General features: G+C 64.0%; 11 protein-coding genes and 1 tRNA gene. 6 read left to right on the forward strand and 6 right to left on the reverse strand.

The features are described from left to right. Nucleotides 1-310 precede the first annotated feature (310 nt). From ACNHKD_RS02755 to ACNHKD_RS02780, 6 genes are all read left to right on the forward strand, one after another. Nucleotides 311-2161: a glycosyl hydrolase family 28-related protein gene (locus ACNHKD_RS02755; RefSeq protein ID WP_442755602.1), complete on the forward strand. Its 1851-nt coding sequence runs from the start codon at nt 311-313 to the stop codon at nt 2159-2161. 245 nt (nt 2162-2406) lie between these two features. Then, nucleotides 2407-2646: a hypothetical protein gene (locus ACNHKD_RS02760; protein WP_442755603.1), complete on the forward strand. Its 240-nt coding sequence runs from the start codon at nt 2407-2409 to the stop codon at nt 2644-2646. 460 nt (nt 2647-3106) lie between these two features. Beyond that, nucleotides 3107-3182 (forward strand) — tRNA-Phe (locus ACNHKD_RS02765). 213 nt (nt 3183-3395) lie between these two features. Beyond that, the gene (locus ACNHKD_RS02770; protein ID WP_442755605.1) at nt 3396-4631 is read left to right on the forward strand and encodes a tyrosine-type recombinase/integrase; all 1236 of its coding nucleotides are present in this window, start codon (nt 3396-3398) and stop codon (nt 4629-4631) included. 778 nt (nt 4632-5409) lie between these two features. Further along, nucleotides 5410-5982 (forward strand): AAA family ATPase, encoded by a 573-nt coding sequence (locus ACNHKD_RS02775; RefSeq protein ID WP_442756821.1) that lies wholly within the window; start codon nt 5410-5412, stop codon nt 5980-5982. A gap of 486 nt (nt 5983-6468) precedes the next feature. Beyond that, nucleotides 6469-8535 (forward strand): S8 family peptidase, encoded by a 2067-nt coding sequence (locus ACNHKD_RS02780; protein ID WP_442756822.1) that lies wholly within the window; start codon nt 6469-6471, stop codon nt 8533-8535. Nucleotides 8536-8554: 19 nt separating this feature from the next. On the opposite strand, the gene ACNHKD_RS02785 is transcribed toward ACNHKD_RS02780, so the two are convergent. Genes ACNHKD_RS02785 through trbL form a run of 6 tightly spaced genes read right to left on the reverse strand, consistent with a single transcriptional unit; the run spans nt 8555 to nt 13433 of the window. Next, nucleotides 8555-8872, reverse strand: a complete 318-nt coding sequence (locus ACNHKD_RS02785; protein WP_442755606.1) for a DUF736 domain-containing protein — start codon at nt 8870-8872, stop codon at nt 8555-8557. Between the two features lie 3 nt (nt 8873-8875). Then, entirely contained in the window at nt 8876-9199 is a 324-nt protein-coding gene (locus ACNHKD_RS02790; protein ID WP_442755607.1) for a DUF2274 domain-containing protein, read from the reverse strand. Between the two features lie 3 nt (nt 9200-9202). Next, the gene (locus ACNHKD_RS02795) at nt 9203-10381 is read right to left on the reverse strand and encodes a TrbI/VirB10 family protein (protein ID WP_442755608.1); all 1179 of its coding nucleotides are present in this window, start codon (nt 10379-10381) and stop codon (nt 9203-9205) included. Next, a complete protein-coding gene (trbG, locus tag ACNHKD_RS02800; RefSeq protein ID WP_442755609.1) occupies nt 10378-11373 on the reverse strand; it encodes a P-type conjugative transfer protein TrbG in 996 nt (331 codons plus the stop codon). Before trbG ends, ACNHKD_RS02795 begins: the two co-directional genes overlap by 4 nt. Then, the gene (gene trbF / locus ACNHKD_RS02805; protein WP_442755610.1) at nt 11370-12095 is read right to left on the reverse strand and encodes a conjugal transfer protein TrbF; all 726 of its coding nucleotides are present in this window, start codon (nt 12093-12095) and stop codon (nt 11370-11372) included. Before trbF ends, trbG begins: the two co-directional genes overlap by 4 nt. Continuing rightward, nucleotides 12096-13433: a P-type conjugative transfer protein TrbL gene (gene trbL, locus ACNHKD_RS02810; protein WP_442755611.1), complete on the reverse strand. Its 1338-nt coding sequence runs from the start codon at nt 13431-13433 to the stop codon at nt 12096-12098. Between the last annotated feature and the right edge of the window lie 31 nt (nt 13434-13464).

Consider the following 13464-nt stretch of genomic DNA (forward strand, 5'->3'; position numbering starts at 1 on the left):
CGCGCCGGTTTAGGGGAAGCCGGCGCCGCCGGCAAGACGGCGAGCGTCGTGAAATGCTTGACCCGCGGTCTTCGCGATGCGCAGCGCGCGCCGCGGGCGGCAATTTCGGCGTCGCCTTGAAGCCGGAAGGCGCGCCCCGCGGCGCTCCGCTTCGCGACGCCCCGCTCCTGTCCGCCGGCAGCCAGGTTCCGGATCAACTAAGATCGTCCGCGCCTTTCAGGCCGAGGCGGCCCGCCGCCGGCAAGCGTCGGTCATCTCGGGGTCGGGCGACGCGCATCGCGCTCGTTATGGAACAAGGAACGGAACGAAGATGCAGATCTCTCGCCTTTTCACCCTCCTCGCCCTTTGCGTCGCGGCGCCCGCGCAGGCCGTCGCGCTGGAGACGGCGCCTACCTATCCCAGCGCCATCGCCACAGCGGCGGCGAGCGCGACCTCCGCGGCGGCGAGCCGGCAGGCGGCCTCGACCTCGGCGACGCGGGCCGCCGCCTCGGCCGCGGGCGCGCTCGCGACCAGGCAGGCGCTCGACGCCGATTCCGGGAACGAGATCCTGCCGAAGGACAAGGGCGGCGCCGGCGGCGTCAACGGTGTGACGCAGGGGGACGGCGCGGGGCATGTGAGCGCCTTTTCGATGGGCTCAGGCGTCGCTAGCGCGGCCGCCAACGGGGTGAATGCGGCGGGCGGCGTCGCGGCCACCGCGACCTGGTTCGACAACGCCTACTGCAATACGGTTGGCCGCATCGTCGTTCGCGCCTCCGGGGCGTGGATATGCGCCGCTAGCCTGCCGATCGATCCGGTCTGGTTCGGAGCGGACTCAACGGGCGTAGCGGACAGTTCGGCGGCGATTCAAAGCGCGCTGACTGCGGCGGCGGCGGGGGTAAATGGCGGCGCTATCCGCTTTCCATGCGGCTCCTATAAGGTGGGGACCGCTCTATCTGTCACGATCCCTGCCCGCGGCCGCCTGTCGATCATCGGCGCATCGGAAACATGCGCGCGGATTTGGGTGACAGGCGCGATTGCCGGGCTGACCCTCAATTACGCTGACCAATATTCGTCGGCGGAAATTGGCCAGCTGCAATTTCTGACCGACAACACGACCAATGCGGCGAAGGCGATTGTGCTTTCGCAAACCACGGCTAACGCCAACCCTGCGCTTTCAGCCCAGAGCAATTTGCATGACTTGACCTTCGGTCCCAAGGCTGGGAACGGCGCAAACACGCAATGGTTCGCAAGAGCGATTGACATTGAGAACGTCTCAAATGTGTCGATAACGGATGTTTTTGAGGAAGGGGCATATATTGCCGGCGTGGGGAACGGCCAGACGATTTACCTGCGCGGACTCCCTGCATCCTCGACTTATGGCGTCGTTTACGACATTCGAAATGTGCGAACAATGTCGGTTGGAGCGTGTCTTTATATCGACGACTGGATACAGGGCGTCACGGTTTACGCGCTGAATTGCACCCAGGGGACGAAGGGCGTCGCGATGACCCCTTCGCCGTCGTCCAATATCAGTCAGATCGCCGTCATAAACTCGCAGTTCGGCAACAACAGCGACTACGACATTGACCTCCCGGTCGCGCCCGCCGCCATTTATGACTCCCGCCTCGTCGGCGTGCAAATCCTGTCCAGCAACTTTTCGCTCTATCAGTCGACTGGCGGGGGCGTTAAAATTTGCGGATTGCAGACGTTTATTGGCGGCAATGTCTTCCTCGACGGGACTGGCCTCAACAGCCGGTATATGATCGACGCGTGCGGCAATCAGGCCAACATCTCTTCAAATATCCTGCTCGGCTCCGCGAATGCGAAAGGCATCCGCGTGAGCGGGCGAGACGTCATGGTTGCGGGCAACTTGGTCCAGAATCTGTCTGGAGCAGCCTATACCGTCGCCGCCTCGGGCGTCGACGTCAACATTGACGGCGGCAATGCAAATGGTTCCGCGCCGCCCGCGTTCTCGGTCGACCCGGCCGCGACGAACGTGGTCGTTAAATATTCGCTGCCAGTGCTCGTCTCGCAGCTTCCGACCTGCCAGGCCAACATGAAGGGGAGCGTCTATTCCGCCGTTGTCAACGCCAATTCCCCAGCCTGGAACAGCGCTGTCGCAGGCGCGGGCACATCGGTTGTCGGCGTCAGGTGCAACGGCGCCAACTGGGTGGTGCAGTAGGATCGCGCGTCGCGTCGGGGTCGCCGACGAGGCGGTCCGAAAGGACGAACCGAGACGGATGCTCGCCGCGCCTGTCATTCGTCCTACCGAGAGACGGCTGTTATCCTGCCGCCAGGGAGGCTCGCGGAACCTATTTTTGGTGCGACCAAGGCCTTTCCCGCACCGCGCGGCCTCTCGCGGATTGGCGTGACGTGCGCCGCGGTTCGGCGCGACGGTCTGAGTCCATAGAGCGGGCGCCATGGCGCTTGCCGGCATTACCCGCCGCCCAGCTGCCTACGGAGCTGGTCTCGGTGCGCCACGTGCAGGATCTGGATTTCCTCGAACAACCGCAGCAAATTCCGCGCGTCGGTAAGGGCGAAGTTCAGGACTTCCAGCTTTGCGATGAGTTCCTGTTGCTGGGCGAGGTGCCGCTCGCCCAGCGCGACCCGCGCTTCGGCCTCCGCCAGATGCTGCTCGCGTCGGGTTCGCTCCATTCCTCAAGATAATCTTCGGAGCCTTAAAAAGACAGGTGGGGAACCGCCGGCCGGAAACCAGAGTTTTCACTGCCGCAGCGCGTGGCCTTAAAGCTCGGCTCGGTTTGCGCTTGCTTCCGGCCTCGAACCATGACGAGGCTTCGAGCCTTGGGCCATGCGCTGCATCTCTCGGCCGCCTTCGGCAGGCAGCTTATTGTTCACCCTCAGGGGCGGAAGCCTGAAGGGAGCGGGAGGGCCGGCTCGCCTGAGGCGGAGGGCATGTCGAGGCCGAAGCACGCAGCGCGGGAGGCCCGCGAAGGGCTCCTGCTTAACGATCAGCACGGGATATAAACCCCGTTGGCGGGGGTATATGGGGCTAGGCCATCTGATCTGTCGCGCATGGCCATTTGTTTTGCCGCGCTACAAAAGTTGCAGAGGGCGCTGGACAAGAGCCAAAGCCCTTTCTATAAGCCCCTCCACGCGCCGCGCGCGAGCCCAGGTAGCTCAGTTGGTAGAGCATGCGACTGAAAATCGCAGTGTCGGTGGTTCGATTCCGCCCCTGGGCACCATCCCCCTTACTCCCCGCTCTCCCTCTCGCCTCCCGTTGCGCGCTCTCGCGCCCATAATCTACTGAAAATCAAAGAAAAAGATGAAATTCGTCGCACGTCGGCGCAGCCGCGGGTAGGCCGTCGCACGTCGTCCAACGAGCGGGATTGTTGGTATTTCTGTTGGTATCGCCTATCCTCCTGTTGGTATCGGATACCAACGCGGCGGCAGCGACCATGGCCTTGTCGGACATGAAGTGCCGGAACGTCCGGCCTGCGGCGAAACTTCAAAAACTTTCCGACGGCGGCGGACTTCAGCTCTGGGCGCAGCCGTCTGGCGCGCGCCTGTGGCGGTTTGCTTACCGTTTCAACGGAAAGCAAAAGCTCTTGGCGCTGGGAGCGTACCCCGCGGTTTCGCTGGCGGACGCCCGGCAAGCGCGCGACGAGGCCAAGCGGGTTCTGGCCGGCGGGTGCGATCCATCCGAGGAGAAAAAGCAGAAAAAGGCCATCGCTGAACGCGCCAAGGAGACCTTCCGGACCATCGCGGAGGAATATGTGGCGAAGTTGCGGCGCGAAGGGCGGGCGGAAGCGACCATCGCAAAGGTCGACTGGCTGCTTTCATTTGCTTACCCCTCGATCGGCGATCGTTCGATCCGGGAAATCGACGCGCCGGCCGTCTTGAAAGCGCTTCAGCAGGTCGAGGCGCGGGGGCGCTACGAGTCCGCCCGCCGGCTGCGGTCCACCATCGGCGGCGTGTTCCGCTACGCAATCGCAACGGCGCGCGCGGAAAACGATCCGACCTTCGCCCTTCGAGACGCCCTGACCAAGCCGATCGTGACGCCGCGCGCCGCCGTGACCGACCCGAAAGCCCTCGGGGCGTTGCTTCGCGCGATTGACTGGTTCGACGGCCAGCCGACCGTTCGCGCCGCGTTGCAACTGATGGCGCTGCTGTTTCCGCGCCCCGGGGAACTACGAGCGGCCGAGTGGACCGAATTCGACTTCGACAAGGCGGTTTGGACCATTCCCGCCGAGCGCGCCAAGATGCGCCGTCCGCATCGCGTGCCCCTCGCGATCCAGGCCATCGCGATCCTCGATCGATTGAAGCGAATTTCTGGGCGAGGCGAACTCCTGTTCCCTGGCGTCCGCGCGCCGGATCGCCCGATTTCCGATAACACCCTCAACGCTGCTTTGCGACGTCTCGGCTACGGCAAGGAAGAGGCGACAGCGCACGGCTTTCGAGCGACGGCCTCCAGCTTGCTCAACGAATGCGGCAAGTGGCATCCTGACGCCATCGAGCGCCAGCTCGCCCATGTGGAGAACAACGACGTCCGCAGGGCTTACGCGCGAGGCGAGCACTGGGACGAGCGCGTGAAGATGATGCAATGGTGGGCGGGCTATCTCGACGAACTCAAGGCGTCCGCTCCGGAGGGCCGAACGCTGGAGACAGCTCTCGGACCGACGGTGGCGTCGTGAACCGGCAACGTGGAAACGTCGGGGCGCACGAATTCGAACGGTCTTCAAGAAGCGGCGTCGGTCGCGCGTCAGTTACAATGCCCGCCCGTCAAGTATCCCGCGGAACCCGGCGCCGGAAATGGCTCGGATTTCGATGGCGTGCCGCCATCCGGTTGAAACGGCCGCGCCGAAGTGGGCCCGATCCGCAGGACGCCGGGCATGGCTATCTTCCATGATGGACCGAAGAACGGCGTTGGAGTAAGGCTCTATTTGCGAACGACATCGAGAACGGCGGCAGGATTTCGGTAAGAATAGAAATAAATACAAAAGGATATGGACATATCAATTCGAGGAAGGAAGATTCTTACCGGATAGGCGAGGGAAAATGGCGACCGCAGATCATGTCAAAGCGCTGATTCGGAGTCACTCGGAGGGTGACGACGAGCGCTTCTATGCGATCGCCTTGCAGGTCGCCGCTCAGGCCGCTCGGCAAGGGCACACGAAGTTCGCGCAGGAACTTCGTGAATTGGTGGACCGCGCGAAAGCACGCGGCCAATCCCCTTCGCCTGGGCAGAGGACGAAGCCTGTTCCAATCGTGCAGCCGCGCGGCGAGCTGGCCGGGCTCCTGAGCGCCGCCTTCCCGTCGATCCGGCTCTCCGACATGGCGCTCGATCGTTCGGTTCGCGCTCGCCTCGCGCGCATCCTTCTCGAGCAGCGCCAGCGCGAAGACATTCGCGCTCACGGGATGTCGCCGATTCGTAAGCTGTTGCTCATCGGCCCGCCGGGCACGGGCAAGACCATGACCGCTTCGGCCTTGGCCGGCGAGCTCGGCGTTCCGCTGTTCACGATCCAGCTCGATGGGCTGATTACCCGCTATCTTGGCGAGACGGCCGCCAAGCTGAGGCTGATTTTCGAGGCCATTCAGCAGACAAGGGCGGTGTATTTTTTCGACGAATTCGACGCTCTGGGGAGCGAACGGGCGACCAGGAACGAAGTCGGCGAAATACGCCGGGTGCTGAACTCGTTCTTGCAATTCCTCGAACAGGATGATTCCGACAGCATTGTCGTCGCCGCCACCAATCATCCGCAAATTCTGGACCGAGCCTTGTTCCGCCGCTTCGATTCCGTGATCGAATACGGCCTGCCATCGCCTGATATTTCTGAACAGGTCATGCGCGCGCGCTTGGCGCTGCTCGATACATCTCAGGTGAACTGGCGCGATGTGCTGGACGCGGGGAAAGGATTGAGCCATTCCGATCTGACCCGCTCCTGCGAACAGGCGGCGAAGAACGCCATTCTCCAGCGACACACGCGCATTGACAACGACGAACTTGTCGAAGCGTTGCGCGAGCGGCGCGCAGCTCATCGATGATCTTCGGGAGTTCGCGAAACGATGGCGGCGCCGAGAAACCGCAAACATCTGCTTATCCCTAACCCGCCTCGTTCGGAGGATTATCGTCCCCACCCGAAAAAGATTGATCTGCCTGCCTATCCCGGACCGGCAGACCGCGTCGCGCATGCGGCCACTCTTCGCGATACGCTGACGGCAATCCGAGAAGAGGCCGAAGCCGCTCGGCAGGCGGCCCGCATAACCGTGACTGGCGCGACTTCCGGCATTACGGTCGAATTCGAAAGTCCGCCCGGCTTTGACCTGAAACTCCAGTCCCTCGAAACCCAGCGGAAACAGGCGGAACAGCGTATTGAGCTGCTCAATGTCCGCTACGGCCAGCCGAAAGACGGAGACCGCATACAGCTCGCGACTGTCTTCATCCCGGATGGCGCGATAAAGCATTTCTTCGATCGCTTCGAGCAATATGCGGAAACCGCCGATGGCGATAAGCCTAGCCACAAGGATCTCGTGGACCGGATCGCCGCATTACGCAAAGCCACATTGCGGGCGCTATGGACCGACACGGAGAACGTCTACCCCGCCGATGGGGAGGTGATCTGGTGGGAGGTCTGGCTGCGCCGCCACGATGGCGCCGAGCTTGCGCGCCTTCTTGATTTCGCCGAACAGACCGGCCTCTCGGTCGGCGAGCGCCGTCTTGGCTTCGATGATCGGATTGTGATCCTGGTGAAAGGTACAGCCGCTCAGCTTTCTGCATCCTTGGATGTGCTCAACGACTTCGCGGAGCTGCGTCGCGCAAAGGATAGCGCTGCCTTCTTCGTGGACGGTCTGTCGCCGACGGAGCAGGCCGACTGGGTGAACAATCTCAAGAACAGGATCGTCTTGCCCGGCCAGGGGGCGCCCGCGGTTTGCATTCTCGATACCGGCGTCACGCATGGCCATCCCCTGCTGCAAGACATCCTTGCTCCGCAGGACGCCACGGCCGTCAATCCCGACTGGGGCGCGCATGACCACCATGGCCACGGCACGGAAATGGCCGGCCTCGCCGGCTATGGCGACTTGACCGGTGTGCTGGCGTCGAGTGCGCCTGTCGTCGTCCGGCACCGGCTCGAATCCGTCAAGATTCTTCCGCCTCACGGCGCCAACCCCCCGGAACTCTATGGCGCAATCACGGCGCAGGCCGTCATGCGTCCCGAAATTCAGGCGCCACAGCGGCAACGCGTTTTTTCAATGGCTGTGACCGCGACCGACGAGCGCGATCGCGGACAACCGACGTCTTGGTCGGCTGCCATCGACGCGCTTGCCGCAGGCCGCTCCTTCGATCCGTCGAACCAGGGGCTCGTCTATTTGGATGACGCTGCGGCGAATGCGCCCCGTCTCTTTATCCTGAGCGCCGGGAACGTCGATCCCGCTCATTTGCAGGAAGATCATATTGTTCGCAGCGACGTCGAAGCTATTCACGACCCGGCCCATGCGTGGAATGCGCTGACCGTGGGTGCGTATACGGAAAAGGCGTCCATCAGCGACGCTTCTTACGCAGGCTGGTCGCCCTTGGCGCCGGCGGGCGACCTCTCGCCTTGGAGCACGACGTCGGTCACCTTTCAGGAAAGCTGGCCGCTCAAGCCGGACATCGTGTGCGAAGGCGGCAATCTCGCCATGAACGGGAAGGACATCGATTTTCCCATACCGGACCTTTCCCTGCTTTCGACGCACCATAAGCCTGCCGAAAAGAGCTTTGCGCTTTCATGGGCGACGAGCGCCGCGACGGCGCAAATCGCACGGATGGCAGCCGTGATCAGCGCCGAATATCCGCACCTCTGGCCGGAAAGCGTCCGTGGTCTGATCGTCCAGTCAGCGAGATGGACGAAGGCCATGCGCACGCATCTCGACGGCGCGGGAGGGAAAAAGGCGCGGGCCAAATTGGTTCGCCGTTACGGCTATGGCGCGCCGGATCTCGCCCGCGCGCTTCGGAGCGCGGGAGACGCGCTCACTCTGATCGCGCAAACCTCCATTCGTCCATTCGCTGACGGGAAGATGCGCGAGATGCACCTGCATGAGCTCCCTTGGCCGACCGCAGTGTTGGCCGAGATGGGCGAAACGCCTGTCCGTTTGCGCGTGACCTTGTCATATTTCATAGAACCCAACCCCGGACGGCGCGGATGGAAGACGCGCCACCGCTATGCCTCTCACGGCTTGCGTTTCGACATGAAGTCGCCGACCGAAAGCATCGACGAATTCCACAAGCGGCTCAACAACAAGGCGTTGGAAGAGGACGAGGCGAAACCGGACAGCGGGAGCGACCTCGCCGATTGGTTTATTGGCGAGGCTCGCAACAAGGGCTCGCTTCATTCGGACATATGGGTCGGCACGGCCGCCGACCTCGCAGGGCGCGGCGTTATAGGCGTTTATCCCGTCTCCGGTTGGTGGAAGGATCAACCCAAACGCGACCGGAGCCAGTTCGGCGCTCGTTATTCCTTGATCATTACTATCGAAACTGACGCGGAAGGCGTCGACATATGGACGCCGATTGCTCAGGAAATCGGCGTCAAGATCGAAGAGACGCTCATCGAAGTTTGAGCAATCGTTCCGTCTGTTGTCACTCGCCTCTCCGCCTGTTCCACACGAGCGTCGCTCTATCGCCGTTCTCGGAGGGAAACAGCGCCGCGACGACCGGCTTGGGCAGGCTCGGATCGTCGAGCCGGACGTGGAGATAATCTCTCGGATTCTCGCCCTGGCTCGTCGACTCCCAGGCGTCGCCGATGCGGCAATTGCCGACGAAGACGCGAAAGTCCGGAGCGTTTTCGTAACTGCGGTCGTCGTTGGGGACGAGCCGCACTTTGGCGTCTATGGTGAGTGTGCGGATGAAGCCGATCCAGCCGCCCTCCTTGGCGGGCGAGAACGTGCCGATGTGCATGGTTCAAATCTCCAGCGTTGGTGGTAACGACGACGATGGTGACGATGATGACGAAGTGACGTCGCCGCTGCGCGGCTTGCGCGTGCGGCGCGACGGCTTCTCTTTTTCTGCGTCCGGCGGGCTCGCCCTGCGCGCCTTGGCGAAGGCTTTGTCGCTGTCGAGAAAGGCCTGAAGCATGAAGGGAATGAGATCGGCGACGGATTCCGCCTCGCCGTAGGTCTCGCGGTAGATCGCAGCGTAATCGCGCAACGCGGCGTTGAGTTCGGGCGCAAGCGTGATCGTGATTTTCGCATGAGTGCGGTCGGGAAGCTTGCCGAGCTTCAGCATAGGTCAGCCTCCGCGGTAGGGCTTGAGGACGATGTCCTTGTGGACGATGACGCGCAATGGAAAGCCGGGCCGCACAGTGATGGTCGGCTGAATGTTGAGATTTTTCTCGGTGATGCGGCGCCCCGTCATGGCGGCGTTTTGCTGCGTCGATTCGCGAATGGCGCGAACCAGATCGCTCTGGTCTGAGCCGATGCTCAATTGCGTGCCGACGCCGAGGAGCGTCGAGAGCGCCACGCCTTTCAGCAGCGTCCAGGTGTGATGGTCGACCTCGTCTTCGAGGCCCGCGTAGCCGGCATTATCCGTCGCCGGAAGATTGTCGATCTCGATGGAGGAGCCGTCGGGAAGGACGATGCGCCGCCAGACGACGAGCGCGCGCGACTGGCCGAAGGCGACGACGCTGTCATAGGTTCCGATGAGACGCGACCCTTGCGGAATGAGCAGCGCGCGCCCCGTCACGGTGTCATAGACGTTCTCGGTGACCTGCGCGACGACGAGGCCCGGCAGGTCCGAGTTGATTCCGGTGATGAGGCTCGCGGCGATGACGCTGCCCGCCATCACCTGATAGGGCGAAATCGGCGTTTGCAGCGCGTGCGGATTATAGACGCCGCTCGTGTCGCGCTGATTGAGAAAATCGAGCTTGCGTTGCTGATTGTTTTGGTCGCGCTCGGGATCGAGCGCGAGGCGGTTCGCTTCGGGCTGCGCAGGCGCGGCGGCGACCAGCGATGGCGACGATTTTCCCGCGAGCGCGTTCGGCTGCGGCCTGTTCTCGATACGAAAGAACACGCCCGCTTCGCGCGCATGCAACGCCTGCTGGGCGAGACGCTGCTCCTCGGCCGACAGTTCCTGCCCGCCGCCGAGCGCGCGTTGCTGCGCGAGGATGGGCCGGCCGAGATCGCCGGGCAGCGGCGGCCCGAGCAAAGGCGGGCGCGGCTTCATTTGCGAATAATCGCGCGGGAGGGCCGCGAGGCCGTCGGGCGTCGCCTTCTTGCCGGTATCGTAGAGTTCTTCGGGGCTGCCGAGACGCGGCGCTGGACCTCTCAGCGCCATAATGGCGACGCCGAGCACGGCACCCGAGGCGAGCGCCGTGACGCCGATGAGGAGGCCGCGCCTGAAGCGCACGACGCGCTGGGGCGGCGCGCGCAATTGCAGCCTTTCGGGATCGGCTTTCGGCGACGCGCTCATGAGCGCCCTCCGTCAGCGATAGTGACGCCCTCGGTGCGATAGATGCGCACCACCTGCTGATATTTGGCGCCGAGGCGCAGTTCGGCGGCGGCGAAAAGGCGGTCGACGATGTAGTAATTGCCGCGCATGCGGTAGTTGACGAGCTCGGCGCCGCCCTCAGATCCGACGACGAAGAGCGGCGGGGCCTCGCCCTGATCGATGCGGCGCGGAAATTCGATATAGACCTTGTGGCCGTCGTCGAAGGCTCTGAGCGGACGCCAGGGCGGATCGTCGCCGGAAATAGCATAGCGGAAGCGAATGTTGTCGAGCGCGAGGTTGGAGGCGACGGGCGCTGCGGCCTCCGCCTCAACGTTCTGGCGCTGCAGCGCGAGAAGCGCGCCCTGCGGATAGGTCCAGGAGATCGCCGCCATGGCGGTCCTGTCGGTGCTCTCGAGTTGCAGATGATAGGAGCGCCGGTCGGTCGAGATGACGAGATTGGTCTTGAGCCCCGGCGCGAAGGGCTTGACGAGCACGTGCACGCGCTGGCTTTCGCCCGCGCCGCTCAGCGTGTCGCCGATCACCCAGCGCACGGTGTCGCCGGCGGAAACCGAGGTGAGCTTTTCGCCCGGTTCGAGCGAAATATCGCTCACCCGTTCCGGGGCGGCGTAGAGCCGATAGAGCGCGCCCTCGGTGAAGGGATAGACCTGGATAGCGTTGATGTAGCCGTGTTTCGTCGGCTCCTGCGTCGCGGCCTTGTTGGCGTCGTCGACGCGCGCCGTCGGCGGGCGCTTATCGTCGTTGATCTCGCCCGGCGCCGGCTGAAGCTGGCCGGGCAGCGGCAGGACCTTCGGGACCTGGACGACTCTGACCGACTTCTTCGGCTCCTTCTCGATTTTCGCGGGTTTGAAGTCCTCCGAATCGTAGGCGATTTGCGGCGGCGGGGTCGTGGTCATGCAGGCGGACAGCGTCAGCGCGGAGACGGAAGCGATCAAGGCGGGCGGCACATGTTTCATGGGGCAATCTCCTTGTTGGAGGCGGGCGACGGCGCGGCGGCGTCGAGCTCGCGCGACCAGTCGATGGCGTTGACGAAGAGGCCGAGCGGATTTTTGCGCAGCGCCTCCGCCGTGCGCGGGGGCTGGATCGAGACAGTGAGGATCGCCGTCCAGCGCTCGGTCTTTGCGAGACTGCCGCGCTCGAAGAGCTGCTCGGTCCATTTGACCTGGAAGGAGGAGTCGGAGGCGCGCACGACGCTCGTCACTTGCGCCGAGACGCTTTTGACGCCGATCTGGCCGAAGGGATCGTTGTTCCGGGCGTAGTCGTTGAGGAAGAGCGCCGCGCGGCCGGTGACGAAGTCATAGGCCGAAAGCCAGTTTTTGCGCACCAGCACCGGGTCGGTGGAGACCGAACGGAGGTTGGAGATAAACTGCGCGAGATGCCAGGCGATCTGCGCGTCGGAAGGTTGATAATTCTGGATGGCGGGCGCGACGGCGCGCGCTTCGCCGAATTTGTCGACCTCGACGACATAGGGCGCGACGCGGCTTTGCATCGATTGCCACAGAAGGCCCGCCGAGAGGCCGGCGGACAGCGCGAGGCAGCCGAAGGCCATCAGGCGCCAGTTCTTCGCCTGCACGCGGGCCGAGCCGATACGCTCGTCCCAGAGTTGCGCCGCTTTTTGATAGGGCGTGATCGGCTGCGGCGTCGCGCCATAACGCTCGATCGGTCTCTTGAAGAGCATTCAGTCGTCCTTGTCGTGAAGCGAGGGATTGGCGCCGTGGCCGGGTCGGTCGCCTTCGTGAATGGCTTGCCGCGCAGCGTGGGCATGGGCGTGCGCGAATTGCTCCGCGTGCAGGCGCTTCCCCCAGGAAGGCGCGCGGTCGGCCGAGGCGGCGATGGATGGCGGCGCGTTTCCGCGAGTCGTGGATTCGCCGCCCGTCGCCGTCCAGGCGGCGCTGCGGCCGGCGCCGACGCTTTCCGTCAATGACGCGGCGGCGCGTCGCGCGACATTGCGCGCGCCGGCGAGCGCAGCGCCGCCTGTCGCGCGCGCGATTCCGCCCATGCCGGCGGCGACGCCCGCCGCGCCAGTCTCGCCGGCAGCGGCCTGACCGAGTTCGTAGGCGGTCGTGGCGAAAGAGCCCATCGATGCGCCGGCGCGAATGGCGGCGAGACCGCCCTGTCCCGTCATGCGTGCGCCGGCGAGCGCCGCCCCGCCTGTCAGGGCGACGGCGCCCACGGCCGCGCCCGCCGTTCCGAGCGCCGCGCCAGCGCCGAGCTGCGGCGCGCCGGAAACGAGGCCGGCGGCGATGGCGGGCGCGAAGATCGCAAGGCCCAGCAGCGCCAGCGCGCCGAGCACTTGCGACATGGCGGCGGCAAGATCGGGGTCCTGGCCTTGCAGGTCGCCGGTGAAAGTCGAAAACAGGGTCGAGCCGACGCCGACGATGACGGCGAGCGCCATGACCTTGACGCCCGAGGAGATCACATTGCCGAGCACGCGTTCGGCGAGAAAGGCCGTCTTGCCCCAGAGCGCGAAGGGGACGAGCACAAAGCCTGCGAGCGTCGTCAGCTTGAATTCGAGGACGGTGATAAAGAGCTGAATGCTGAGAATGAAGAAGGCGAGGACGACAAGGAACCAGGCGACGAGCAGCACGACTATCGTGAGCGCGTTGCCGAAAATCTCGGGGAAGCCGACGAGATTGCTCGCTTGCTGCAGAAGAGGATGCGCCGCTTCGTAGCCCGTCGCCGCGATCTTGCCGGGCTTCAACAGATCCGCGGCGCTCATGCCGCTCGCCGAGGCCTTGAGGCCGAGCCCGGAAAAAGAGCGGTACACGACGTCCGCGAGATTCTTGAAATCGTTCAGGATGAAGGCGAAGGCGCCGACATAGAGGATCTTTTTGATGAGCCGCCCCAGCACATTGTCCTCGCCGCCGAGCGTCCAGAAGAGCGCGGCGAGCGTGACGTCGATGCCGATCAATGTGCTGGACAGGAAGGCGACGTCACCCGAGAGAAGCCCGAATCCGCCGTCGATATAGCGGCCGAACGTGTCCATGAAGCCGTCGATGACGCCGAGATCCTTCATGAGCCGGTCTTCCCTCGCCTCGCCGTCGCCG

The sequence above is a fragment of the Methylocystis sp. JAN1 genome (genome assembly GCF_052186135.1).
Taxonomy (GTDB): Bacteria; Pseudomonadota; Alphaproteobacteria; order Rhizobiales; family Beijerinckiaceae; genus Methylocystis.